This is a genomic window from Ensifer sp. Root142, from assembly GCF_001426785.1.
Classification (GTDB): Bacteria; Pseudomonadota; Alphaproteobacteria; order Rhizobiales; family Rhizobiaceae; genus Ensifer; species Ensifer canadensis.
On the sequence record NZ_LMFK01000001.1, the window covers coordinates 516,100 to 541,234 of the forward strand.

23 protein-coding genes and 2 pseudogenes are annotated in these 25,135 nt (G+C 61.9%); 14 read left to right on the top strand and 11 right to left on the bottom strand.

Going from position 1 to position 25,135, the window contains the following annotated elements; translation table 11 throughout:
• The first annotated feature begins 46 nt into the window (after positions 1-46).
• Entirely contained in the window at positions 47-952 is a 906-nt protein-coding gene (locus ASD52_RS02580) for a LysR family transcriptional regulator (protein WP_057222785.1), read from the top strand.
• A gap of 171 nt (positions 953-1,123) precedes the next feature.
• Complete coding sequence (locus tag ASD52_RS02585; protein WP_057222786.1) at positions 1,124-3,193, top strand: prolyl oligopeptidase family serine peptidase; 2,070 nt, start codon at positions 1,124-1,126, stop codon at positions 3,191-3,193.
• Between the two features lie 24 nt (positions 3,194-3,217).
• Here the strand turns inward: ASD52_RS02585 and ASD52_RS02590 are convergent, their stop codons facing one another.
• Together ASD52_RS02590 and ASD52_RS02595 are read right to left on the bottom strand one after the other, a co-directional pair.
• Entirely contained in the window at positions 3,218-3,898 is a 681-nt protein-coding gene (locus ASD52_RS02590; protein ID WP_025429418.1) for a hypothetical protein, read from the bottom strand.
• 153 nt (positions 3,899-4,051) lie between these two features.
• Complete coding sequence (locus ASD52_RS02595; RefSeq protein ID WP_025429417.1) at positions 4,052-4,957, bottom strand: LysR family transcriptional regulator; 906 nt, start codon at positions 4,955-4,957, stop codon at positions 4,052-4,054.
• 101 nt (positions 4,958-5,058) lie between these two features.
• Between ASD52_RS02595 and ASD52_RS02600 the strand changes: the two genes are divergently transcribed.
• The 3 genes from ASD52_RS02600 to ASD52_RS02610 all read left to right on the top strand — a co-directional run bounded on the left by ASD52_RS02600 (position 5,059) and on the right by ASD52_RS02610 (position 7,740).
• Positions 5,059-5,766 (top strand): type 1 glutamine amidotransferase domain-containing protein, encoded by a 708-nt coding sequence (locus tag ASD52_RS02600; protein WP_025429416.1) that lies wholly within the window; start codon positions 5,059-5,061, stop codon positions 5,764-5,766.
• A gap of 41 nt (positions 5,767-5,807) precedes the next feature.
• On the top strand, positions 5,808-6,647 hold the full coding sequence (locus ASD52_RS02605; RefSeq protein WP_057223350.1) for a type 1 glutamine amidotransferase domain-containing protein: 840 nt from the start codon (positions 5,808-5,810) through the stop codon (positions 6,645-6,647).
• A gap of 229 nt (positions 6,648-6,876) precedes the next feature.
• Positions 6,877-7,740: an alpha/beta hydrolase gene (locus tag ASD52_RS02610; RefSeq protein WP_057223353.1), complete on the top strand. Its 864-nt coding sequence runs from the start codon at positions 6,877-6,879 to the stop codon at positions 7,738-7,740.
• 94 nt (positions 7,741-7,834) lie between these two features.
• On the opposite strand, the gene ASD52_RS02615 is transcribed toward ASD52_RS02610, so the two are convergent.
• Complete coding sequence (locus ASD52_RS02615) at positions 7,835-9,529, bottom strand: GMC family oxidoreductase N-terminal domain-containing protein (RefSeq protein WP_025429413.1); 1,695 nt, start codon at positions 9,527-9,529, stop codon at positions 7,835-7,837.
• A gap of 199 nt (positions 9,530-9,728) precedes the next feature.
• Between ASD52_RS02615 and ASD52_RS02625 the strand changes: the two genes are divergently transcribed.
• The 3 genes and pseudogenes from ASD52_RS02625 (at position 9,729) to ASD52_RS36760 (ending at position 11,281) form a co-directional block, all read left to right on the top strand.
• On the top strand, positions 9,729-10,664 hold the full coding sequence (locus ASD52_RS02625) for a LysR family transcriptional regulator (RefSeq protein WP_057209994.1): 936 nt from the start codon (positions 9,729-9,731) through the stop codon (positions 10,662-10,664).
• Between the two features lie 370 nt (positions 10,665-11,034).
• A pseudogene (locus ASD52_RS36755) lies at positions 11,035-11,118 on the top strand (DUF1127 domain-containing protein); the annotation flags it as partial.
• A gap of 16 nt (positions 11,119-11,134) precedes the next feature.
• Entirely contained in the window at positions 11,135-11,281 is a 147-nt protein-coding gene (locus tag ASD52_RS36760; protein ID WP_082571694.1) for a DUF1127 domain-containing protein, read from the top strand.
• Positions 11,282-11,381: 100 nt separating this feature from the next.
• On the opposite strand, the pseudogene ASD52_RS39670 reads toward ASD52_RS36760, so the two are convergent.
• From ASD52_RS39670 to ASD52_RS02645, 4 genes and pseudogenes are all read right to left on the bottom strand, one after another.
• Positions 11,382-11,586 (bottom strand): annotated as a pseudogene (locus ASD52_RS39670) (hypothetical protein); the annotation flags it as partial.
• Between the two features lie 108 nt (positions 11,587-11,694).
• A complete protein-coding gene (locus ASD52_RS02635; protein WP_082571695.1) occupies positions 11,695-13,629 on the bottom strand; it encodes an AI-2E family transporter in 1,935 nt (644 codons plus the stop codon).
• 78 nt (positions 13,630-13,707) lie between these two features.
• Entirely contained in the window at positions 13,708-14,928 is a 1,221-nt protein-coding gene (locus ASD52_RS02640) for an FAD-dependent oxidoreductase (protein ID WP_057209991.1), read from the bottom strand.
• A 104-nt stretch (positions 14,929-15,032) separates the two neighbouring features.
• Positions 15,033-16,214, bottom strand: coding sequence for a low temperature requirement protein A (locus ASD52_RS02645; RefSeq protein ID WP_057222789.1), 1,182 nt, complete (start codon positions 16,212-16,214; stop codon positions 15,033-15,035).
• A 389-nt stretch (positions 16,215-16,603) separates the two neighbouring features.
• Here ASD52_RS02645 and ASD52_RS02650 point away from each other — a divergent pair, with 389 nt between their 5' ends.
• The 3 genes from ASD52_RS02650 to ASD52_RS02660 all read left to right on the top strand — a co-directional run bounded on the left by ASD52_RS02650 (position 16,604) and on the right by ASD52_RS02660 (position 18,184).
• The gene (locus tag ASD52_RS02650) at positions 16,604-16,918 is read left to right on the top strand and encodes a PepSY domain-containing protein (protein WP_057222790.1); all 315 of its coding nucleotides are present in this window, start codon (positions 16,604-16,606) and stop codon (positions 16,916-16,918) included.
• 46 nt (positions 16,919-16,964) lie between these two features.
• Positions 16,965-17,567: a hypothetical protein gene (locus tag ASD52_RS02655; protein WP_057222791.1), complete on the top strand. Its 603-nt coding sequence runs from the start codon at positions 16,965-16,967 to the stop codon at positions 17,565-17,567.
• Between the two features lie 131 nt (positions 17,568-17,698).
• The gene (locus ASD52_RS02660) at positions 17,699-18,184 is read left to right on the top strand and encodes a pyridoxamine 5'-phosphate oxidase family protein (RefSeq protein WP_057223359.1); all 486 of its coding nucleotides are present in this window, start codon (positions 17,699-17,701) and stop codon (positions 18,182-18,184) included.
• Positions 18,185-18,271: 87 nt separating this feature from the next.
• On the opposite strand, the gene ASD52_RS02665 is transcribed toward ASD52_RS02660, so the two are convergent.
• The 4 genes from ASD52_RS02665 to ASD52_RS02680 all read right to left on the bottom strand — a co-directional run bounded on the left by ASD52_RS02665 (position 18,272) and on the right by ASD52_RS02680 (position 21,987).
• Entirely contained in the window at positions 18,272-18,634 is a 363-nt protein-coding gene (locus ASD52_RS02665; RefSeq protein ID WP_057222792.1) for a hypothetical protein, read from the bottom strand.
• A 161-nt stretch (positions 18,635-18,795) separates the two neighbouring features.
• Positions 18,796-19,800 carry a Gfo/Idh/MocA family oxidoreductase gene (locus ASD52_RS02670; protein WP_057222793.1) on the bottom strand — a complete coding sequence of 335 codons (1,005 nt, stop codon included), beginning with the start codon at positions 19,798-19,800 and terminating at the stop codon, positions 18,796-18,798.
• A gap of 12 nt (positions 19,801-19,812) precedes the next feature.
• Complete coding sequence (locus ASD52_RS02675; RefSeq protein WP_057222794.1) at positions 19,813-20,976, bottom strand: adenosylhomocysteinase; 1,164 nt, start codon at positions 20,974-20,976, stop codon at positions 19,813-19,815.
• Between the two features lie 72 nt (positions 20,977-21,048).
• Positions 21,049-21,987 carry a LysR substrate-binding domain-containing protein gene (locus ASD52_RS02680; protein ID WP_244497405.1) on the bottom strand — a complete coding sequence of 313 codons (939 nt, stop codon included), beginning with the start codon at positions 21,985-21,987 and terminating at the stop codon, positions 21,049-21,051.
• Positions 21,988-22,360: 373 nt separating this feature from the next.
• On the opposite strand from ASD52_RS02680, the gene ASD52_RS02685 reads away from it, so the two are divergent.
• From ASD52_RS02685 to ASD52_RS02695, 3 genes are all read left to right on the top strand, one after another.
• The gene (locus ASD52_RS02685; RefSeq protein WP_244497406.1) at positions 22,361-23,326 is read left to right on the top strand and encodes a GGDEF domain-containing protein; all 966 of its coding nucleotides are present in this window, start codon (positions 22,361-22,363) and stop codon (positions 23,324-23,326) included.
• A 225-nt stretch (positions 23,327-23,551) separates the two neighbouring features.
• Positions 23,552-23,863, top strand: a complete 312-nt coding sequence (locus tag ASD52_RS02690; RefSeq protein ID WP_025429399.1) for a hypothetical protein — start codon at positions 23,552-23,554, stop codon at positions 23,861-23,863.
• A 637-nt stretch (positions 23,864-24,500) separates the two neighbouring features.
• On the top strand, positions 24,501-25,022 hold the full coding sequence (locus tag ASD52_RS02695) for a sigma-70 family RNA polymerase sigma factor (protein WP_025429398.1): 522 nt from the start codon (positions 24,501-24,503) through the stop codon (positions 25,020-25,022).
• Positions 25,023-25,135 lie beyond the last annotated feature (113 nt).

A 25,135-nucleotide genomic window follows, 5' to 3' on the forward strand; every position in this document is an offset into this window, starting at 1 on the left:
ATGCATCAGGCGCCACATCCCGATCAAACTGCGCTATACCAAGCGAATGTCGAAACCCGATCTCAATCTGCTGGTCACCCTCGATGTTCTGCTTGCGGAAGGCAGCGTCGCGCGCGCCGCCGAGCGTCTGCGGCTCAGCCCTTCGGCGATGAGCCGGGCGCTTGCTCGGCTCAGGGCGGTGACGGGCGATCCGATTCTGGTGCGCGCCGGGCGCGGCCTCGTTCCGACACCGCGGGCACTGGAACTGCGCGAGCGTGTCGGTCAACTCGTCGATGAAGCCGAAGCGGTCCTGCGCCCGGCCGAAATGCTCGAGGTCGGCCAGCTCACGCGCACCTTCACGATTAGGACGAGTGAGGGGTTCGTGGAGAATTTCGGTCCGGACCTTCTCAGGCGCATCGGCGATGAAGCGCCCGGCGTCCGCCTGCGCTTTCTGCCAAAGCCGAACAAGGAAAGCGGCGCGTTGCGCGACGGCAGCGTCGATCTGGAAACCGGTGTGATCGGGCCTGCGACCGGCCCCAAAGTGCAAACGCAGGCGCTGTTCCGGGATCGCTTCATCGGTGTCGTGCGCCGGGAGCACCCCTTGAGCCTCGGCCCGCTGACCGCAGCCGGCTATGCCGGCGGCCGGCATGTGCTCGTCTCCCGGCGTGGTCTCGACAGGGGGCCGATCGACGACGCCCTGGAAAAGCTTGGGCTCAAGCGACAGATCGTCACCACGGTCGGGGGCTTCTCGGCGGCGCTCGCACTTGCGCGCGGATCGGACCTTATCGCCAGCGTCCCTGAACGGCATACGGGAAACCTGCGCGCCGGCATGCACAGTTTCCCTCTGCCAGTTCCGGTGCCTGAGGTTACCGTCTCAATGCTCTGGCACCCGCGGCTTGATGCCGATCCGGCGCACCGTTGGCTCCGTGCCTGCGTTCGCGAGGTCTGCCTGGCCCAGCTTGCCGATCGGTAAACAACTGCGTTGGGATCACAGGACTTTCAAAGTGGCCTATCGGCAAGCCGCGCCTCCCCAACATGGCCACGCCGCTAATCGACCTTTGGCATTGCAAAGCCAGGTGATGAGACAACATATACCGCTGCTACACGTCCCGATTGCCTCGCTGATATTGTCGCTGGAGATTTCATGACCAAGTCCGTTGCCCCTCAGCTTTCGACACCTGCCGAAGACCCGCTCCTTTGGCTGGAGGATAGGACATCCAAGCCCGCGCTCGACTGGGTGCATCGCCAGAACGGGCTGACGAAAGAGAGGCTGCAAGGCGATCCTTCCTATCAGGCGCGGTTCGAAACGGCGCTGGAGCTGATGACCGCAGAGGACAACATCGCCGTCGGCTATGAACTGCGCGGCCATGTCTACAATTTCTGGCAGGACAAGGCCAACGTGCTTGGCCTCTGGCGCCGCACCACTGTGGCTTCCTACAAGACCGAAAAGCCGGATTGGCAAACGATCATCGACTTCGACGCGCTTTCGCAAAAGGAAGGCGTCAAATGGGTGTTCAGCGGCGCGCGCCGCCTCTATCCGGATTTCGACCGTTGCCTCCTGAGCCTGTCGCCCGATGGCGGCGACGCCAGCGAGATGCGCGAGTTCGACATCGAAACCGACAGCTTTGTCGAGGGCGGGTTCCGTGCACCCGTTTCGAAATCAAATTTCAGCTGGCTCGACATCAACACGGTCATCGTTGCGGCCGCCTTCGAGGAGGAAGAACGCACGCAATCCGGCTATCCGCGCGTCGTGAAGCTGTGGAAGCGGGGCACGGATCTCAGCGAGGCGGTGCCGATCTTCGAAGGGCAGGTCGAGGATCTTGCTGTCGGCGGCTCGCTCGAATTCGATGGCGACGCGCAGTACCTGCTGCTGACAAGGACGATCGATTTCTATTCCGGCCATCATTTCGTCAGGCTGGCTTCGGGAGAAAAACGGCGGCTACCGCTGCCGGACGACGTCGCCGACATCGCAATTCTGAAAGGCCAGATCGTCTTCGCGGTGCGCAGCGTCTGGTCCGCGCCCGGTGGCGTGGCATGTCTGCCGGACGGGCTCTACGCCTTCGATTTCAAGCGCTGGCTGGAAACGGGTGAACTCGGCGCCATCGAAACGGTGCTGCCGCCCGCAGAGCGTGTTTCGATTGCGCATGTCGCCAGCACGCGCGACCGCCTGTTCATCAGCCTGATGGACAATGTGCGCGGCCGCGTGGTGTTTGCCGAACGCGGCGAAGGGGGGTGGTCGCTCACACCGCTCGCTCTGCCCGAAAACGGCAATGTCGGCATCAGCCATATCAATCAGTTCGGCTCAAGCGTCTCGTTCTCCTTCACCGATTTTCTGACGCCGAGCTCGATCATCTGGTCTGACGATGACGGCGAGACGCTGGCGACAGTCAAGGCGCAGCCGGCGCGTTTCGATGCGTCAGAGCTGATATCGGAGCAGTTCGAGGCACGCTCGAGGGATGGCACCCTCGTTCCCTATTTTGTCGTTCGGCGTCGCGACCAGCAAAAGCCGGTGCCGGCATTGCTCTACGGCTATGGCGGCTTCGAAGTCCCGCTTCTGCCCGGCTACGCCGGCGTACGCGGCAAGCTCTGGCTTGAAAAGGGCTACGCCTATGTCCAGGCCAACATCCGTGGTGGCGGCGAGTTCGGTCCGCGATGGCATCAGGCAGCACTTAAGGACAAGCGGCAGAACGCGTTCGACGATTTTGCCGCCGTTGCCGAAGATCTGGTGCGGCGCGGGATTTCGACCCCTGCCATGCTCGGCATTCAAGGTGGGTCGAACGGCGGCTTGCTGACGGGCGTTTCCCTGACCCAGCGGCCCGAGCTTTTCGGTGCGGTGCTCATTGAAGTGCCGTTGCTCGACATGCTGCGCTATACGGAATTGCCGCCCGGAGCATCCTGGATGGCCGAATATGGCGATCCGTCCAAGCCCGAGGAAGCGGCCTGGCTGGCGACCTATTCTCCCTACCAACACGTCGCTGATGACGCCGATTATCCACCGGTGCTGCTTACGACGTCGACCGCCGACGACCGGGTGCATCCCGGCCACGCACGCAAGATGGCAGCACGGCTGCAGGCCGCCGGCCATGCCAACGCGCTGTTCTTCGAGGAAACGGAAGGCGGCCACGGCGGGCGCGGCGACCGCCGGATCCAGGCGGCCCAGACGGCAATGAAGTACATCTTCCTTGAGCAGGCATTGAGCGGTGGAACGACGTGACCGTGGCTCAGCCCATACAGGCTGCTATCCGATGGCTGGGTGCCGCGACGCCCCGCCATGCTGCAGCGCCTGGTGGCTGATGGTGACGAGATAGGCGCTCAGGAACAGGATGCCGACCAGCTTGAAAGCCTCCTCGAAGAAGGTGGCCCCGCCGACATGGATCGGGGCCATATCGGCGGCGAAGGACAGGCCCATCGACAGGACCGAGCCGACGAGCAGCAGTCGCGGCGTTGCTGCCCGAACCGTGTAGGCGCAGTAGCACAGGGCGCAAAGCACGAGCATGTGCGGCACGAGGACGACTTCTTCCGGGATGCCCGTGGTCGCGACCGCCTCATGCAGCATGAGGAAATCGTCGATACCCATCAGGGCTGCAAAGAGCCCACCGGCAAGCAGCGTTCGCCTGAGAGGCGTGGTCCCTTCGGCCGCCCTTGTCGCCGCAAAAGCCTGAAGAGCTGCGGCCGCGCCGACGATCCAGAAGATAACCCCGATATTCGAGACGATGCCGAAATAGCCGGGGTTGCGGGCGATGGCGTTCGGGTCGCGCACGAGGTCGTAATAGTCGATGCCGAAGACCCGGTCGGCGACCACAAGGGACGCGAGAATGGCGACCGAAACGAGGATGACGGCGATGATCGTGCCGGCTTCCGATCGATGCCATCTGCCGGCCTCGGCCGGCGGCGAATGCGTCTGTGCCTTGGCATTCATGGCGTCTCGTCCTCGCATTGTTGTGGCAAATCGGAACTGAACGCGGGCGATCCGGCCCTTTGTTTGTGACAGTTTTGTGACTTTGGGTGTGTCTGGGAAGATGTGGTCGGATAAATTGTATTGGACCGCGCAACGCCCCGAACACTTTCGCCGTCAGCTTTGCCGTTCGCCCAAGACGTCGATCAGTGCGCGGGACGCGGCGGAAAGCCGGCGATTGGGAGCGTAGACGATCGAGATCGATCGCGTTCGCCCGTTCAGCTGCGGCAGCAGCTCGATTAGTCTCCCCTGCCGGATGGAGCGCTCGACGACAAAATCATAGGTCTGGCAAATGCCGGCGCCTTGCTCGGCCATCGACACCACGCCGAGCACGTCATCGCTCACCTGAAGCCCGCCGGATGAGGGCGCCCAGTCGAGATCCTGGCCGTTGTCATGGAACATCCAGGGCGCGAACCTACCGGTGCTCGGCATGACGAAGGGCACGCAGTCGTGACGATCGAGATCGGCGATGCTCTGAGGGGTACCGCGACGGGCGACATAGTCCGGCGCGGCGACAAGGCACATCGCCCCGTCCTCGATCTTGCGGGCAACAAGGCCACTGTCCGGCAACTGACCCATGCGGATGGCGAGATCGAAGCCTTCGGCAACCAGGTCGACGTTGCGGTTGGTAATGTTGAGCTCGACCTCGACCTTGGGATGGAGCGCGCGGAACCGGCAGAGTTGCGGCGGCAGGCGGAAGTGCCCGTATGTGGTCGGCACGCTGAGGCGGATGCGGCCGGCGATCTGGCCGCTGCCGCCCTGAATCGCGCGCTCGGCGTCGTCGATGGTCGAGAAGGCGGAGCGCGCCTGGTCGAGAAAATGCTGTCCGTCGTGGGTGAGACCGATGCGCCTCGTGGTGCGGCGCAGGAGCTGGCTGCCGAGCCGCGCTTCAAGCCTCGAGATGGCGCGGCTGACGACGGAGGGTGTCGTACCAAGGGCGATGGCGCCGGCCGTCAACGAGCCGTGCTCGGCCACCGCCACGAACACTTCGACATCGGCGAGGTAATCGAAACGACGGGGCATCTTTGTCTCCGGAGAACAAATGAATTGAAGTTGAGATCATTTATCGCCTCCGGTGGGGATAATAAAGTCCTGCCAGACCAGCGAAACCAAGAGGTGATCTGATGCCGGCTTCTGACCAAGGGCTGACAAAGCCCGTACTGTTCGTATTGACGAGCCACGCCACCAAGGGAAAGACGGGTGAGCCGACCGGGTATTTTCTCGGCGAGGTCACGCACCCGCTTGCCGTGCTCGAGGCGGCGGGCATCTCGGTAGAGTTCGCCTCGGTGGCAGGCGGTGAGCCGCCGGTCGACGGTCTCGACCTCAAGGACGAGATCAATGCACGCTATTGGGCCGATCCGCGCTTTCGCGCTGCTGTCGCGGCGACAACGCGCATCGCCGATATCGTCCCGTCCCGCTATCAGGCGATCTTCTTTGCCGGCGGCCACGGAACCATGTGGGACTTTCCCGAAAGCCTCGAGGCGCAAGCCGCGATCCGCGAGATCTATGAGGCGGGAGGCGTGGTCGGAGCCGTCTGCCACGGTCCCTCGGCGCTCGTGAACGCAAAGCTCAGTGACGGCCGTTATTTGGTCGCGGGCCGGAATGTCAGTGCCTTTACCGATGATGAGGAGCGCGCCGTCGGTCTCGAAGACGTCGTGCCGTTCCTGTTGGCAAGCACGCTTTCGGCGCGCGGCGCCCGCCACCAACCCGCTCCCGACTGGACGTCCAATGTCGTGGTGGATGGACGGCTGGTGACCGGCCAAAACCCGCAATCGGCCCATGGCGTCGGCGAAGCCATGCGCGATCTGCTGCTTGCCGGCCAGACAAACTGACGCAGCTTCCGACTTAGAAAGTGACAATCATGACCAACCCGATGAAATGGCTGCGTGGCCTTGCTGCCGCGCTCGCGCTCACCTTTGCAACTGCCGACGCAAATGCCGCAAAGGTTCTTGTGGTGCTTTCCGGCTCCGACCATCTCGATCTCAAGGACGGCAAGTTATTCCCGACTGGCTTTTATCTCAATGAATTGATGCAGCCGGTGAAGCTACTGCTGGAGGCCGGCCACGAGATCACCTTCGCCACGCCTGGGGGGCAAGTGCCGACGGTCGACAGGACATCCGTGGACCCGGCCTATTTCGGCGGCAGTGCCGATCAGATGAAAGTCTATCAGGGCCTGCTCGACGAACTGGCCATCACCTCGCCGGAAAAATCGCCGGTGATCGGTCTCGCTCGCGTCGCTCAGATCGGCTATGCGACCTTCGATGCCGTCTACATCCCCGGCGGCCACGCGCCGATGCAGGATCTACTGCACGACAGGCAGCTTGGGCAGCTGCTCGCCTATTTCCACGAGAACGGCAAGATCACGGCTTTGGTTTGCCACGGCCCGATCGCGCTGCTTTCGACACTGGCGGAGGCAAAGGCATTTACGGACCAGCTCGAAGCCTCGCAACAGCCCGATCGACCCACATGGATCTATTCGGGCTACCGCATGACCGTCATCAGCAACCAGGAGGAGGAACTTGCGAAGGGCCTGCTCGATGGCGGTGCGATGAAGTTCTATCCGCAGGCGGCGCTCGAAGCGGCGGGTGGAAAATATGAGAGCAACGCGGCGCCCTGGCAGGCAAATGTGGTGGTCGACCGCGAACTGATCACCGGGCAAAATCCGGGCTCTGCCTTGCAGGTTGGTGAAATGCTTGTCGAACGGCTGAAATAACGCCGGCATCGTCATGAACGGAAAGTCGACCTCGCCATCCCCTGGGACGGCGAGGTTTTTCGGTGCCGTCGAACCATGCGTCCTCAACCCAAGCCGCTCCCCATTAAGGACCGTTTGACGCTCGCGTGCGATTGCGACAAAAAAATGCAAGGCGATGTCGGCTCGCGAAGATTTCGCTCGTCTTATTGTCAGCGTTGCGAAAACGCGTGAAACCGCGAGGAAAGAGATGATGTTTCGTACTGCCCTTATCGCAGCAGCCTTGCTCATTGCCGGGCCGGCACTTGCCGATGGCCAGCCGGTTGGCGAGCGGGTCGAAGTCAACGGCATGAAGATGTATTACGAAGTGTCCGGCGAGGGCGAGCCGCTCATCGTCCTGCACGGCGCCTATATGAATATTCCGTCCATGGGGGCGATCATTCCCAAGCTCGCCGAGACCAACAAGGTCTACGCGATCGAGTTCCAGGGGCATGGGCGCACCACCGACTTCGACCGGCCGATCACCTATCCGAACCTGGCCGACGACGTGGCGGCGTTCATGGATGCCGTCGGCGTCAAGAAGGCGGATGTGTTCGGCTACTCCATGGGCGCGGCCGCCGGGCTGCAGCTCGCCATCCGCCATCCGGACAAGGTCAACAAGCTGGCGGCGGCTTCCGTCGGCTATGATGCCGAGGGCTGGCAACCGGAATTCAAGGCATTCATCCCGCAGATGACGGTGGAGATGTTCGTCGGCATGCCGTTTGCGGACGACTACCGCAAGCTCGCCGCCAATCCGGACGGCTTCCCGGCGCTCGTCGCCAAGCTGATCGCGCTCGAGAAAGAGCCGATGGCGTGGGAAAAGGACGTGAAGGCATTGAAGACCCCGGTGCTGATCATCGCCGGCGATGCCGATGTCGCGACACTGGAACATACGGTGGCGATGTTCCGGCTGCTCGGTGGTGGCGGCATGGGCGACATGGGCAAACCGCTGCCGGCTTCGCGCCTTGCCATCCTGCCGGCGACCTCGCACACCGCCGTCATCGGCCAGCCGGAGCTGCTGGAGGCCTTGATCGTGCCGTTCTTCAAGGGCGAGACGCCGAAGGGCATGTTCCAGTAGAAATCACCAACCCGCCTCGTCTTCTCAGGCGAGGCCGGTTGGTAATGTGTTGCGTGCAGCTGTCGTCATGGGGGGGCCGTCCGAACGCTCCCGGTTAGGCTCGCCTTTGTGCGTCGCCGATGATCCAGCGCGCGGCTTTCTCCGCGATCATCATTGTCGGCGCGCTGGTGTTGCCGCTGGTAATGGTCGGCATCACGCTGGCATCGACCACCCGCAGTCCCCCAATCCCCCGAACCCGAAGCCGGCTGTCGACGACGGCTAGACCGTCGTCCTTGGCGCCCATCCTGGCGGTGCCGACGGGGTGAAAGATGGTGTTGGCGATATCGCCGGCGAGTTTCGCCAGTTCGCCATCGCTTTGGAACTCGATACCAGGCTTCCACTCGATCGGTTCGTATCGTGCCAGCGCCGGCTGGCTGACGATCGATCGGATCTGCCGGATACTGTCGGCGGCGATCTTGCGGTCTTCGTCCGTGCTCAGATAGTTCGGAGCAATGGCCGGCGCTTGGCCCCGGTCGCGCGACTGGATCCGCACATGGCCGCGGCTCGTCGGGTTGAGATTGCAGACGCTGGCGGTGAAGGCCGGGAAGCTGTGCAGCGGCTCGCCGAAGGCGTCGAGGCTGAGCGGCTGCACGTGATATTCCAGATTGGCATGGGCGCGGTCGGGGTCGGAGCGGGAAAAGGCGCCAAGTTGCGATGGCGACATGCTCATCGGTCCACTGCGCTTCAACACATATTCGAGCCCGATCCGGGCCTTGCCGGCGAGATTGCTCGCCAGCGTGTTCAGCGTCTTGGCATTCCTGACCTTGAAGACGGCGCGGATCTGCAGATGGTCCTGCAGGTTCTCGCCGACGCCGGGCAGGTCATGTTCGACGGAGAGACCCATGGCATGCGACAGCGCGGCCGGTCCGATGCCTGAGAGTTGCAGGATTTGCGGCGAGCCTATCGCCCCCGCCGACAGAATGACTTCGCTCGTCGCCCGCACGGTCACCTTGTCGCGGCCGCGATAAAGCGAGACACCGGTACAGCGCTTGGTGCCATCCGCTGTCGTTTCGATCAGCAGCTTTTCGACTTCGGCCTCCGTCCAGACGACCAGGTTGCGGCGATGGCGCACCGGCCGCAGGAAGGCCTTGGAGGTGTTCAATCGCCAGCCCGACTTCTGATTGACCTCGAAATAGCCGACGCCCTCGTTGTCGCCGCTGTTGAAATCGGCCGAGCGCGGAATGCCCGCCTGGACCGCGGCCTCGGCAAAGGATTCCAGGATATCCCATTTCAGCCGCTGTTTTTCGATCCGCCATTCGCCGCCGCGGCCATGCATGTCGGAAAACCGGCTGTTGTCGCCGGTGACGGGATCGGCACCGTCGTCGAGCCGGTAGTGATCCTCATGGGCCTTGAAATCCTGGAGCGAATTCTCCCAGGACCACTCGCGATCATTGGTCTGGGCCGCCCAGCTCTCATAGTCACGCGATTGTCCGCGCATGTAGATCATGCCGTTGATCGACGAGCAGCCGCCAAGCGTCTTGCCGCGCGGATAGCGCAGCGACCGTCCGTTCAATCCTGCTTCCGGCTCGGTCTTGTAGAGCCAGTCGGTGCGCGGGTTGCCGATGCAATAGAGATAGCCGACGGGGATATGGATCCAGGGATAGTTGTCGCGCCGGCCCGCCTCTATCAGCAGGACCCGTTTGCCGGGATCGCGGCTGAGGCGGTTGGCAAGCAGGCAGCCGGCCGAGCCGGCGCCGACGACCACATAGTCGAAAACGGTGGTATCAGCAGTTGAGGTGTCGGTCTTCATTGCAGGCACTTTCCAAACACAGCCGAAAGGGCGATGGGCTGGTCGCGGCGAGCAGGGTCGCGTATCGGCCGAAGATCATCCCACCCTTTATAATTTTTGTCAGCGATCGCGGCATTGCGATCCGCCAGAAGACAGTAAAAAGCTACCGCATGACGAAATCCAATGATAAATACGCCTGAGTATTATAAGGAATATTTATATGGCTGATCATCTGGATCTGCGATTGTTGCGGGCTTTTGTCACGGTGGCGCGGGAAGGCAACGTCACGCGGGCGTCCGAACTGCTGCATCTGACCCAGCCTGCCGTCAGCCTGCAGGTGAAGCGCCTGTCGCAGGAATTGGGCCTCACCCTGTTCCATCGCACCGCCAACGGGCTCGAATTGACGCGCGACGGCGCGCTGCTGGCGGCCAAGGGCGAGCAGGTGCTGGCGTCGGTGACCGAGTTCCGGCAGACGGCGATGCACCTGACGGCGCAGCTTCGCGGCAAGCTGCGGATCGGAACGATCATCGACCCCGAATTCACGAGGCTGGGTGCCTTTCTCCAAGCCCTGGTCGAAAGCGGGCCGGGTATTGAAACCACCCTTCGCCAGGGTATGAGCGGTGAAGTCGCGATCGGTTTGAAGCGCAACGAACTCGATGTCGGGTTCTTTCTCGGCGACCTCGATGATTTCGGCACGAGCACGGATGTCCGTAGTGCGGAGGCCGAGGCGCAGTTCTTCGTCAAGCCGCTGTCGAGGCTGACCTATCGTGTCGTCGCACCGCCGGCCTTTGCCGGTATCGTCGCAGGAAGGGACTGGAGCGAGCTTGCGGCGCTGCCCTGGATCGGAACGCCGCCGGCCTCCGTTCATCATCGGCTGCTTGCGAGAAAACTCGGCGAACTTAACCTCAAGCAGAACGTCGTCGCCCTCGTCGACCAGGAAGCGTCGATGCTGGCCATGGTTCGCACGGGGCTTGGTCTCAGCCTCTGCCGGGAGTCGATCGCGCTCAGCGAACAGCAGGCAAGCGGCCTCGTCATCGCCGACAGGGTCAAACTCGAAACCACACTCGGCTTCGTCTGTCTTCGGCCCCGACGCACCGATCCCAACGTCGCGCTCGCTTTCGAGGTCATCGACAGGATATGGCGGACGGATCATTGAGGGGCGGGCATGGCGCCCTGGTTTGCGATCCGGCCGAGTTCCCTTTTGGCTCAGCGCTGCCAGCCGCTCGCTTTGACCATTCGTGGGGGCTCAACTGCTCGGCTTCTGCAGTTCCCTGGGGCACAACGATCCATGCGCGGCTTGCAGGGGTGGAGTGAAGTCTTAGCGCTGCTATCTGCGGGGGTGATCGACTATATATCCCTCATGGCAGTTCCCTGGGGCACAACGATCCATGCGCGGCTTGCAGGGGTGGAGTGAAGTCTTAGCGCTGCTATCTGCGGGGGTGATCGACTATATATCCCTCATCGAAGTGAACGAAGCGCCAAGGACTGGCAGCTAGGCTTCGAAAGCCCACGGAAAGGGGATCATCATGAACGTAGCACGCTCTTTCAACAACTGGCTCAAGTACCGGCAGACGGTCTCCGAACTGGGCCGCATGTCCACGCGCGAACTGCGTAAAGGGGATCATCATGAACGTAGCACGCTCTTTCAACAACTGGCTCAAGTACCGGCAGACGGTCTCCGAACTGGGCCGCATGTCCACGCGCGAACTGCGTGACCTCGGCATCGACCGCGCCGACATCCCGAGCATTGCCCGCAATACCTTCGGCCGCTAATCGCGCCTGAGACCATCAAAGATTTCATGAAGCGCCCGCTCGGATCCGAGCGGGCGTTTTTTGTGTTTTGACCGATCGTTGGACGGAGTTGATCGCGTTCCATCGCGTCCTTGCCCTTGACCGCATTGTCCATATGCGACTTGCATTTCTCCATGTCATTGGCTGCCATGGCATCCTTGGCCATGCTGAGTTCCTTCGCCGATTCGATCTTCTTGGCGCCATCCGAGATCGTGTTTCATCAACGACGCCTCGTCGCAGACGACGTCGGCCTGAGAAAAAGCAGGCGTCACCAGACCGAAGACCATTTGGCAGGGAATGTCCACGTCCTGATGTAGGACTTCTGTGTCTTCTGAACCGGGTTGCCCCCCTCTCCGAGCAGATAGGCCCGGCCCGCTCCAGCAGCGCTGAAGACGTCATTGTGTCTGTTGCGGCACCAGTCGTCGCCGAACCTTGGTCTTGCTGGGGGCTGCAAGCGGAACCGAGGGCCGCTTCGTCAGCGCCTCAATCGCCGCCGTCGTCATGTCTGATGCAACGAAGTCGGCGCCCACCACTTGCTCCGCACTTGTATCTGCCTTGCGCTGGCCCGCTGCACGATCGGCAGAAGTGTCCCAAATGACGATGCCGACCCTCGCCCTGGTGTTGACCCGCTTGAGGCGGCGGACGACAAATCGGGCGTGCTTGATCGAATCCCGGTTGAGAAAGCAGACGACGATCGCGTCGACGGCTTCGGTCTGGAGCTTGCGGATATTGGCCGGTTCGATCTGGTGAAAACTCAACGCCGTTGCGGCGGCCCCTTCGGCGCGCAGCACCTGAGCGAGCATCGCGGCGGAGACATCGTCGATCTCGCCCCGGCCGCCGACGCACAGGATGGTCATGCCTTCGCCATCCGGAATGGGCTGGCTTGCCGGTTCGCCTTCCGTGTCTGCGGTCTCATTCTCATCATCCTTACTTTCCTCGATCGCAATGTCTTCGAGGTTAGAGACCAGCGACATGCCGCTTGCAGCCACGCGCAGCCGCTGCTCATCGCTCATGACACCGCGGGCGCGATCCTGTTCCGCCAAAGCCAGGGCGGGCATGGCGACCGCGCCGTAGTAGTCAACGAGGTATTCTTCTTCGAGGATCTCCTCGGCCTGATCGGTCGCTTCGTCCGGATCGCCGGCCAGAAGCCGCTGATAGAGACGCGCGTGCGGCGCGAGCACCGGATCGCTGCCGAAAAGCACCTGCAGAAATTCGAATTGCGGTACATGTTTGCCGAGAACGACGAGACAGGCCGTCAGCGGCGTCGACAGGATCAGTCCGACAGGCCCCCAGATCCACGCCCAGAAAATCGCGGAAACGATGATCGCCAGCGGCGACAGACCGGTCTTGGAACCGTAGAGCATCGGCTCGACCACATTGTTGATCACCAATTCCATCGCAACGAACAGGCCGGCCGTCCACAGCAGCATGGACCAGCCGCTGTCGACCGCCACCGACAGGAACAGCGGCAGCACCATGGCGATGACCGGCCCGACATAGGGCACGAAGCGCAGGACGATCGCCAGCAAGCCCCACAGCATCGCGTTGGGTATGCCGATAAACCAAAGGCCAATGGCGACAGGCAGGCCATAGGTGGTGTTGACGATCAACTGCATCAGCAGGTAATGGCCGACGCGCTTACCGGCATCCTGCAGGCCCTCGGTGGTTCGATGCAGATCGCCGAAACCGGCGAGCCGGATGAACCGGTCCCTCAGATCCTCCCGCTCCAAGAGCATGAAGATAACGACCACCACCACAAGGCCGGCCATCGCTACCGGGCCGACCAGCGGCGCGATGATATTGGTGAGGACCTGGATCGGATTGTCGCGAGAATAGATCTCGACCAGCAGCGGATCTTTTTTCGGGCTTTCGACGCTAGTCGGCGTCTCCGTGGTCGGGCGGTCTATTTCGCGGTTGATGCGTTCGACTACGTTGCCAATGCGATCGATGATGCCGTTTTCGGAGCCGGCTTCCTTCAGGTCCTTCACCTTCATGACGATGTTGGATTGATAGGCAGGCAGGTTCTTCGCAAGTTCCGCAACCTGCAGTGTGACGATGAGACTGAAAATGCCGATCAAGGTAAAGGTGATCAACGCGGTAGAGATCACCGCAAACGCCCGTGGCAGGCCGATCCGGCGCAGTGCCGCGACGACAGGCGCAAGTGCGAAGGTCAGGAGCAGCGCGACGGCGATCGGGAGGAAGACGTCGCGCGCGAGGTAAAGCACGGCCGCGGCGCCTACAAGCGTCAGCGACGTGGGCATGGCCGGGCGCACGCCCTGCATCGAGGGCGGCGCACCGAGATCCCGGATTTGATCGATTGCCTTGCCCATGCCTATTTCCCCAAGGATTTATCAGAAGCTATCACGAATGATCGGCCGGCAAATGCGGCGCTGTTTCCACGCCGACCGCTAGACGAACGGAAACAGCGAAGCGTCCGGGTCCGCATGCCCCAGGATGCTCGACGAAATGATCTCGGCGGCGATTTGGCTGAAGGTGATGCCGTTGCCGCCATAGCCCATGGTTGCGAAGGCGTTGCGCATACCGGGAACGCGGCCGATCATCGGCAGACCCTCAGCGGTAACACCGAAGGCGGCGGCCCAACGGTAGTCGGGCTCGCCGATCCTGATCCCGATCAGATCGGAGAGCTTTTCGCGCAGGATGTCGGACTTTCCCTTCAACTTTGCCGGATCCTCGAAGGCATCGTCGCTTTCCTCGTCCTCGCCGCCGACGAGGATGCGGCCGTCGGGCGTCGAGCGAAAATAGAGATACGGGTCGGCGCCCTCCCAGACGAGATAGTCGTCGAGCCATTCCGGCCGTGGATGACGAGGTCTGGTCGCCATCGCCCAGGTCGAGACTATGGCATGTTTCTTGTTCGCGACGGCTTTCAGAAACTCATAGCCCGTGCAGAAGACCACATGGGTCGCTAGGATGATCCGGCCGTCGGACGTCGCAACGGCATTCCGGCCCTCAACCTCCCTGATATCGGTGATCTCGATCGTCTCGACGATGGGGACGCCGTTTGCCTGTGCGTGGCGGAGGAAGCCGGCGGTCAACTGGGCCGGATTGGCCGATGCGGAGACATGCGTCTCGATCGCCGCGGTACGGTCGATACCGAACCTGGCGCGCAGTTTGTCTTGCGGCAGAAGCGTTGCGGCGAGGCTTGCAGCCTCGCGGGCACTCACTTCCGCTTGAAGTGCGCGCGAACCATAGCTTGCGCCCGAGAGATAAAGCGTGTTCTTCCGCTCGAAATGGCAATCGATCTGCAGGGCGTCGACGAGCGATGCGAGATGCTCGACCGCCTTCGCCGAGCGCTGCCAGACGCGCGCGGCGTCAGCGGTTCCGCGCAAGCGGTTCAACCGATGCAGCGGCACGTCGATTTCGTGCTGGATCATGGCGGTGCTGGCCATGCTGCTGCCGCCTATCGGCTTTCGGCGATCGACCATCAGCACTGACAGATTGTGGCCAATCAGAGCATTCGCCATCAGCGCACCGCTGATTCCGGCGCCGACGATCAGCACATCGACATCATGGGTGGTGAGCCGCCTTTGTGTCCTCACCGCATGGCGTGGGGTATCGGCCCAGAGCGGCTCGGACTTCCGAAGTGCCCGTTTTCGGGTCAGTGAATGCAAGTGCCCCTCCAGGTCTGCGCATTCGTGAATGCGCAGGAGCCGATTAAGTTCCTCTGGTTGATTGCGACCGTTGCGGTTGGCGGGTGGCTCAGGCAGTCGCCTGCTCAGGCGGTCGATGCAGCGAGGCGACGCAGGGCAAGATATTCCCAAAGCGCCACGATCAACAGCACTGCGGTCGATGCGGCCTGAACGATGTAGTTGGGGGCAATTGGCACGATGAGGATCGCGACGGCGAGAAGCACGAGCCCGGCGATGTGCGAGACCGGGAACTGGCGGGTCGCGACGGCCTTGATCCAGATGTTGCCGCCGAGGAAAAGCGCCGGGCCGCCGAGCATGGCGAGCGCATGCTTCAGCGAGCTCGATTCTTCGGCGTGAGACAAGCTGAAGTCCTCCCCGACTGCCGTCAGGATGATGCCGGCGACGACAGGCAGGTGGCCGTAGGTGAATAGATTGAGCGCCAGGGTCTCCGGCCGTGATGTCGCTTCGGCTTTGGATGCCGCCCTTTCCTGGCCGTGGTGGAAATAGATCCACCACATGAAGCCGGTGCTGAGGAATGCACTGCAGAACACGGCAAAGGTCATATCATCCGTCATGTGCTCCGTCGCATTGCGGCCGGTGGTCAAGATGGTCTCACCGAGGCAGATGATGACGAAGAGCGCGCAACGTTCCGCCATGTGCGCGCCGGATATATCCAAGGTCTCGTCGGGCGATTTGCCGAGAAAGGGCACGTAGTACCTGAGCGCCGGCGACGCGTATTCGACAAGGAGGGCGAGCGTCCATAGGAGAAGGCGCCCTTCGATCTCCATTAGCCCGCCGGACAGCCAGAAGGCGCTGGAGAGCAGCATCCAGATCGTGATGCGCAGGAAGGTCAGGAACGATCGCCTGTCGGCGTGGCGAAAGGCATAAAGCGTGAAAGCCGACCGACAGATCTGCATACCGCTGTAGATCGCCGCAAAAACCAGTCCTTGGTCGCCAAAGGCTTCGGGCAGGGCGATCGCCAGAAGTACGCCGGCAAACATCAGGCCGAACAGCAGCAGGCGGACCGGCTCCTTTTCGGTATCGAGCAGGTTCGTCACCCATGTCGTGTGGATCCAGACCCACCAGATCGCCAGGATCAGCAGGACGGCCTCGATCACGGCAGTGGCACTGAAATCGGATGCGAGCTTGTGGGCGAGCTGAATGAGCGCGAAGACGAAAACGAGGTCGAAGAACAGTTCGGGAAAACTCGCCCGTGTCTGGTCGGCATCCGCCTTCCTGATCCAATCCCCTTTATGATTGCTTGCCATTCAGGTCGCCGATGCTGTTCCGATCGAAACTCGAACGGGAACTAGGGCGCTGGCGAATTTCAACAACGGCTGCTTCCTGTTGGGACGAGCAGGAGGCGTCACGCGGCTCGCGTCAGCGAGTGCCTCCTGCTGATAGGCGGTTGCTACCATTGCGCATTGCCGGCACCAATTGCAAACAACGGACTGAACCTTCCTGTGCGAGAGGCGTTTGGCTTGGCGCTGTCATCAATCCCGGCGGGCCTTGTCGTGCCCGATCGAGAGCGTGCGCAGCGCCGGTAACCTGTTAAGGTGATTGAACAATTTTCAATTTGTTCTGATGTGAGGCAGGAACCATCGCCAAGTACTCGCGTTGTCCCAGCATCGTTCAATGACGCATCGAGGAGACAACAATGAAACGAGTAATTGTCGCGACAGCTTTTCTGGCCGCAAGCGCGCTTAGTGCTTACGCCCAGACGCCGACCCCTTCGCCGGAGGCTGAAACGCCAGCAGTCGCCACGCCCGACACTACCAATCCGACAGCGCCTGTCGAAGGTGCCAACAGCTTCACCGAAGAGCAGGCACGCGCCCGGCTGCAGGAAGGCGGTTACACCGCCGTCAGCGAATTGAAACTGGATGACAAGGGTATCTGGCAGGCGTCTGCCACCAAGGACGGAAAGCCCGTGACCGTCGCACTCGACTACCAGGGCAACATCGTCGCCAACTGATTGTTGGCCGAGAAATCTCAGTAAATCCATTCAAGGAAAAATCGACATGAAAACTGTTTCAGGACTTTTCGACACCTATGATCAGGCTTCTGAAGCCGTGCGCGCGCTGAAAGCCGCTGGTATCCCCGATGGTGATGTCAGCATGGTCGCGAGCAATGCAGAAGGCCGATATAAAGTCGATGACACGGAGGGCGCTGCCGAAGGTGCTGGCACCGGTGCAGGCATCGGCGCCGCGGTCGGCGGCGCGGGCGGTCTTCTGACCGGCCTCGGGCTGATGGCAATCCCAGGCGTCGGTCCGGTGGTTGCGGCCGGCTGGCTTGCCGCGACCGCTGCTGGAGCTGCCGCCGGTGCAGTTGCCGGTGGTGCTGTGGGCGGCATTGTTGGCGCGCTCACGGATTCCGGCGTGCCGGAAGAGGATGCCCATGTTTATGCCGAGGGTGTCCGCCGCGGCGGCACATTGGTGACGGCACGCGTCGCCGACCACGACGTTGCTCAGGCAGAGGCGATCCTTCAGCGCTCCAACTGGGTCGATGTGGAAGACCGCCGTTCGGCTTACCGCGAAGAAGGCTGGAGCAGGTTCGACGAGACCCTCGATCCCTATAGCCCGACGCAGGTCGAAGAGCAGCGGGCGCGCTACGCCAACCGCTAGACCGTGCGAGCAATCGCGAAGCAGGCGGCCGGCCGAGTGGTCGGCCCCTGATTTTGTTTCGCCCAACCGCCAATCAGGCCGTTGTCGAAACGATTGGCGTCGGCGCGTCGAACCGTCAAGGAGATACGACAGTGGCAACTCCCGAGGAACTCAAGAAGAAACTCTGGAAGACATTGAAATCGGACATGACGGTCATGCTTGGCTTGTCCGAAAAAGAGCATGGGCACACGCGCCCGATGACGGCGCAGATCGAGGGCGAGCAGGGTCCGATCTGGTTCTTCACCGTCAGGAGTGCCGTCGTGGCCCAGAATGTCGCCGCGAACACACCCGCCATGTTTGCTTTTGCATCCAAGGATCATGAACTGTTCGCGACCGTTCACGGGTGCCTTCGCCTCGACAATGACCGCACTGTTATCGACCGGCTGTGGAACCAGTACATCGCCGCCTGGTACGAGGGTGGAAAGGACGACCCCGAACTGGCCCTGCTGCGTTTCGAGCCGAGCGAAGCGGAAATCTGGCTCAATGAGACCAGCCTGTTTGCCGGTATCAAGCTGCTCCTGGGCAGCGATCCAAAGGAAGAGTACAGGGAGAAAACCGCGAAAGTGGAGCTCTCCTAGACTGCCTGTCCAAAACAAAACACCTGCAACGGGCAGATACCCACTGCAGGTGTTTTCATGATAGCCGAGCGCATTCCGCCGCGAAGGTTACTTGGCCTCGGTCAGCGTTTCGGTGCCGCTGCCATCCTTGCCGGTGATCGTCCAGGTGCCATCAAGCGAGCCATCGCCGTTGACCTTGTAGACGATGAGGCCAAGGGCATCGCCGAGCACATAGGCTGCGGCGAAGGCATTGCCGTTGAGCATGCAGACGCCGGTCGATTTTACGCCGGCCGTGTCCCATTCGATGACGCAGGTGGTTTCGCTTGCAAGCGTGATTTCGGCCGTGCCGGAATAGCTGGAACCATCCAGGTTCGTGCCTTCGACGATGTATTTTCCGGCGTTGACGGTCTGGGCGTTTCCGGCCGCGGCCGCGGCGAGAAACAGCGCTGCGGTGAGCAACAATCTCTTCATAAGTCCCCCAAGGAAGCCGCGCGCCCCTCGCGCGGTCCGCAATTGATACGCACAAACCATGACGTTTGAAACGGCGCGCCAGGTCCGCTCGCAATCATTTTTGGTGGGGTCGTGCGTCCTTATGGCGTGTGCCTGAAAACAGGCTGCGGCGGGCGGGGATGCTATGCGCCACTTGCCGATGACAGCCTTGCCTGCTCGTCCCAGGCGGAGAGCAACGACATGATCTCGAGTGAATCGGCGAGCCGTGGTGCCGGGCGTGGCGCTTCCTTCAGTCCTGCCTTCAGGCAGTTCTCCACCAGTCGCACCTGATGGCCGAAGGCGTCATGGTCGGAAAGCACGACGATTTCTTCCGGAGCGCGGCCATATTCGCAAAGCTCCAGGCGATTTTCGCCAGCCACCGGCAGCCAGGGATTGGTGAGGAACCGCAAGGCGCCGCGCTCTCCATGGATGGAAAAGGCGAAGGACATGCCGAAGCTGTCGGTGGACTGAAGCGTGGCGAGAACGCCATTGTCGAAACGAACCAACAGGCTTGCGTCGCAGATATTGCCGTCATGCGACGAGAGATTTCCGAAGGCGCTGGTCGACCGACTGGAAAAGGCATGCTGCCCGCAGGCCGTCTGGATCACGTAATGTAAAAGCGAGGCCGGGTAGCAGCCGAGATTGAAAATCGTCCCCTTGCCCATCGGGTTCACGAACTTCCGGATATCGGCGGCGTAGAGACCGGAAACCGAGCGGATCACACCGAGCCGGCCGGACTGCAGGATTTCGCCGGCCTTGGCCATCAACGGATGGCAGAGATACATCAAGCCTTCGAGAAAGAAGATACCGCGGTCACGCACGGCCTGCGCCAGCGCCTCTGCCTCGGCCATCGTCGTGGTCAGCGACTTCTCCGACAGAACCGCCTTGCCCCTTTCCGCGGCGCGGATCACCGCCTCATGATGCATGTTGTTGGGCAGGCCGATATAGACGACATCGATATCAGGGTCATCGAGCAGCGTGTCGTAGCCGGAATAGTGCTTTGCGATGCCGTGTCGCCCGGCAAAATCCGAGAGCCGCTGCGGATCGCGCCCGGCCACCGCTCCGATGCGGGACCCGTCGCTCGCAGAGATGGCCCCGGCCATCGTGTCGGAGATGAAGCTCGTTCCAAGAATTCCCCAGCGCAGCATCTGTCAGTTCCCTCAGCGGTGCAGTTCGAGATAGGCGGATGCCACCATGGCGTCGATGTCTACGGGCACCGGCACGACGCACATCGAAGCGTCGAGCGTGTGGCCCGCCACCCGCTCCAGACAGCGGGCCTGGAGAGCAAAGCCGAGATCCATGGATTCGACCGAATTGCCAAGTGCCCTTGGTCCGGCAAGATTGGCCATGTGGCCTGCGCCGAGAATATGGATGCGCCGCCCATCGGCAAGGACGAGCGTCTCGATGCCCTCGTCGGCGTAGGTTTCCACCGCCACCACCGCGTCATCGGCGCGCATGCCGGCAACGTCGATCTCGTGCGGGAAGTGCCCGCCGTTGAGGAGGATCACGCCGTCCTTGAGGGCCGCGAGATCCGAAGCCGTCAGGATGCTCGCAGAGCCTGTGACCGTGACGATGACGTCGGCCGAGCGTATGGCGTCATCGCGTCTCGGCGTCGAGAAACCGTCGAGATGGGCCTCGAGTGTTGCAACCGGGTCGACATCTACGACGCTGACCGCGCTGTAGGCACTGCGAAAGCAGGCGGCCGTGCCTTGGCCGCAGGCGCCATAGCCGAAAACCGTCACGCGCTTGCCATTGGTCGAGCGGTTGGTGAAGCGCATGTAGCTTTCGAACAGGCTCTGGCCGACCGCATGGCGGTTCTCGGCAAACTGCTTGATGGGGCTGTCGTTGATCACCAGCACCGGCAGGCCGATGGCACCGCGCATCGGCTCCAACCGGGTCCGACCGGAGGTTGTCTCCTCCGTGCCGCCGAGCAGCTTGCGATAGGGCCGCTCGGCCACGCGGGCGAAAAGGTCGCCCCCGTTGTCGAGCAGCAGGTCGGGTTGATGACCCATAAGGGCGTCGATGAAGCCGGAATGGGCAGTCGCATCGGTCGTCTGCCCACCGATGACGGTGATGCCCTGACGTTTCAGATAATCGACCGTCGCCGGCTGGGTGCTGTTCAGGTTGCCGGTCGCCACGAGCTGCGCGCCGCCGGCCCTGAGCGTCATCAGCAGCGCTATGGTCTTTGGCTCCAGATGGATTGCCGTTCCGATCGTCAGGCCCTTGAACGGGAGGGTTGTTTCAAACTCGGCAGCAATGGCGCGCAGAAGCGCGCAGCTTTGCCCGACCCACTCGATACGGGACGGATGGCTGGAGGTGGTCATGGTGAGGGTCCTGGCTGTCTGTCGATGGTGCCGGCAAAGATAGTCCGGGCAGCCTGTCCTATGGCAGAGACATTAAACTGCGGCGGAGGGCAGTTTTCCTTCCTGGCGCCGCCCCTCTGCGAGCAGCCAATTCCGCAGGGCAGCAATCGGCTTGCGGTCCCTGTCGGCAATGCGGCAGCAGAACCGATAGCCGGTCGGCCGGCTGACAAAACCAAACGGCGCTTCGAGCGCGCCGGAGGCAAGGTCCGTTTCGATCGATGCCGCCGGCGCGATGGTGACGCCAAGCCCGCTGCGGGCGGCACTGAGGGCCAGCGTCAGATCGTCCACCTCGATCCGTTTGCGGAAGCGGACCGGAGCATTGCCGCTTTCGCGAAACCAGTCGTCCCAGAGATAGGGCACCGTGCGGGCGACCAGTGCGGTCATGTCCGCGAGATCGGGCGGCGTAAGGCCGGGGGACGGTTGCCCGACGGTGAGCACCGGGCCAAACCGGTCGTCCATGAAGGCGGTCGCGGCTATATCGGGCAGCGGTCGGTATTCACCGCCAACGATCAGGGCATCGATTTCAGGCATGTCAGTCAGCGACTGGTTGACGGCAACCGGGATGATATCGACCTCAAGGCCCGAGACGGCGCTTTGCAGCGTTGCCAGGCGCGGCATAAGCCATGCCGAGGCCATCGGCATCGGCACGCCGAGCCGCAGCCGGACGGTGCTGCCGCTCGACGAGATCTCTTCCGCCGCACGCGAGACGATGGCGAAGGCGACACCGACGGCATCGGCGAGCCGCCCTCCGGCCGGATTGAGGGTCACGCGGCCACCGTCGCGATCGAGCAGGGCAAAGCCGAAATGCTCCTCGAGGCTTGCAAGCTGCTGGCGCACGGCACCGGGCACGACGCCGAGCTCGATTGCGGCTGCGCGCAGGCTGCCGCACCGGGCCAGCGCATCGAAGGCGCGCAGGGCGTTCAGCGGCGGCAACGGACGCTGGGATTTCAGGTTCAGGTCGTCTGTCTGCATCATACGCCTCGGCCAACGGCCCTTCTCGACCTCGTGCATAGCCTATCCGGAGACCGGCTGTCGAACATTGCGTTTGGGATGAACGAGCCGTCTGCTCAGCGGGTGCGCAGACAAGAGCGCCTATCCGCTCGGCAGCGAGAAGGCGTGCGTGCTTGTCCTATGTTGTTGTCACACTGATATGCCTATTTTCCGGGCATGGCTTGCGTTCCAGCTCGCATAGGGATGCGCTCCATGCTCGCTTAGGGGCGCTGGTGGATGTAGCTTAAAAAATTGAATATTTCGAAGGTTTTTTGCGACAGCATCACTTTGAGCCAAGTCTGTACCGCCTGCTCTTTCGTCTATGGGCCGAGGAGACAAGGGAAGAAGATAATGCATGGATGTCATCGTCATGAGCGTATCGCCTAGTCGTGCCGCCGCGGATGCACCTGTGAAGAACGAGGTGCGGTTTTCCCGCGATCAGCTCACTCTCATTCTTGCCGCCTTGCCCGACCCGGCGTTCATCCTGACGCGCAGCGGCCGTTATGCGGCCCTGTTCGGTGGGGCGGATCACCGCTACTATCACGATGGCAGCAGTCTTGTCGGTCAGAGCGTTTTTGACGTCCTTGCCCATGACAAGGCGCTGTGGTTTGCGCTGGAAATCGAAAAGGCGCTCGGCTCCCGGGCATTGCACATCGTCGAATACAGCCTCGCCGGAAGCGACGTTAAGGGCCTTGAAGATGCTGGGCCCGATCATCCGATCTGGTTTGAAGGCCGGGTCCAGGCGCTCGATTTTCCTGTCGACGGCGAGGACGCCGTGGTCTGGGTTGCCAGCAATATCACCGAGAAGAACGCCATTGAGCATCAGTTGCGCCAACAAAGCGAAACCGATCCGCTGACCGGCCTCTTCAATCGCCGAAAACTGCTCGACGTGCTTGCGATCGAGTTCGATCTGGCCACGCGCACCCGCCGTCCGACATGCCTGCTGATGTTCGACGTCGACAATTTCAAGGCAGTCAATGACGAACTGGGGCATTCCGTCGGCGACGAGCTGCTGGCGACGATTGCCACCGGCTGCCGGCGGGCACTGCGGTCTGACGACGTGCTGGCACGTCTCGGCGGCGACGAGTTCGTGGTGTTGATGCCGGCGACGACGCTCGACGAGGGCGAGCCGATCGCGGACAAGCTGCGCCAGCAAATCTCGCTTGAACTGCAGAACAGGCTGGAGCTTTTCTCTACGATCAGCGGCGGTCTCACCGAAATGTCCCGAAGGGATGCGACGATCGGCGATATTTTGCGACGGGCTGACGAGGGCCTTTATCAGTCCAAGCGCAACGGTCGAAATCAGATCACGGTCGTTTGACGCCATTGCGATCGGTGTCGCGCGATGTCGGTAAACTCGCCGGGAAAATGTGTCGTCGGTATCGCCCGTGTCCGTTCCCGCTCTTTTTACGCGCGCAACCTGTCTAGAGGGACTAAGGTTCCACCGTATGACGGATGTATGGCCGCCTTGATGCCCGTCTTGGTGCGTTGACCCGTGTCGTGCCTGCGTCGATCCTGTTGTTCTGAGTAAGAGTTGGGGGCAGCGATGTGTGAGGCGTGGCAGCGTTCGTTGATCGAAGAAGACGAGCTCGTCAAAAAGGCGGCGACAACCATACCAAGGCTGTTGGATCATCCCGGCATTACGCTCGACCAGCTATCCCGGTTGCACCTGAATATTGACGAGTGCGTCGAGCGAATGGATGTGCTGATCGAGACGCTTGAGGCGAACGGCATCGACCGATCCTGGATCCAGATGGCGACAACGATCAGAAACAGCTGGGAGATGCTTGCGGAAGACGCGGCAAAGAAGGGGCTCGTCGTCAGTGGCGATACCATGCGAAAGACAATGGGGGGCTAGCCGCCAATCCGTAGACGGCAATATGGCGGGGCCTGCAGCAAGCCCGTTGCCAAACACCCCGGCACTGGCCCACGCTTCGCGGCGATGATCCTTGAGGTCTTCGCACTGATTGTCGATTGATGCGTCGTGCGAAGCCGCAGCGTCCTGTTCGAACTGGCCGGACGCCAGCGAACAACCATCGGATTTCACGCGCTGCGGCCAATAATGACCTCCCGCCGAGATCAATCGTCACATGTCGTGCTCTGCACGTGACCGGCGCGCGTCTGGCTGGATGCGCGTTTCGCTTCACGTGGCGGCGCTGCGGCCATCAAAGACCAAGCTGCTGGGGCGGCTAAATTTTCATGCTACAGGATTGCCACAAACGCCAATGGCGCAAGGCTTTGACGATGCCCTTGGTTTTTGCGATAGCCATCTCGCGTCTCTAAAACCGGCCGTCTGCAGGCCGTCCGTGGCGCCTGCCGCGCCCAACCGTAGTGGCGTGCACGATGGCGGCGATTGAGACACACCCTCGTTCTTCTCTGGGAAAAGTTCGCCGCTGACCGAATTTTAAACTTGACTATTATAGACATGTTTCCAATTTTACGCCCGTTCGCGCAAAGCAGTCGCCGCGGACGAACCCGCTCCCGGCCAGGATCCTATGACGACCGAGACCCAATCCGAAACGCGCGTCGATATCTTTATTGCCCATCGTCCGGCGCTCATCGCCTATGCGGTCCGCCTGCTAGGCTCGCGCGATGCTGCCGAAGATATCGTCCAGGATGCGTTTGTCCGGTTTCTGCCTTCCAGCACCCGGACGGTTTCAAAAGGCCAGCTCCTCGCCTATCTCTACCGCACGGTCAGGAACCTCTCGCTCGATGTGCTGAGGCGCCGGAAGGTGGCCGCGATCGGCCACCAGGACGATGTGCCGTTCTGGTCGGTTCCTGCCGACGTGCCGACGCCGGAACAATCGACCTTGCTGTGCGACGACGTTCGCCGGATTTCGCAGATGCTCTCGGAATTGCCTGTCGAGGCGCGGGTCGCCGTCGAGATGCACCGCTTCGGCGGCTACACGCTTGAAGAAGTGGCATCGCATCTGGGCATATCGACAGCCAGCGCCCATCGTTACGTCACGGCAGCGATGATGAAGATTGCCACGGCACTTCTGGTCAACGCGACTTAAAGTGGTCGCTCCCTGAGAAAAAAAAGCGCGTCATTCGTCTTTGTCAAAAGAGGGAATGTTCGGGTAGAAGTGCCTCGGAAGAGGCCCAGACCGGCGTAGGATATATTGACCCA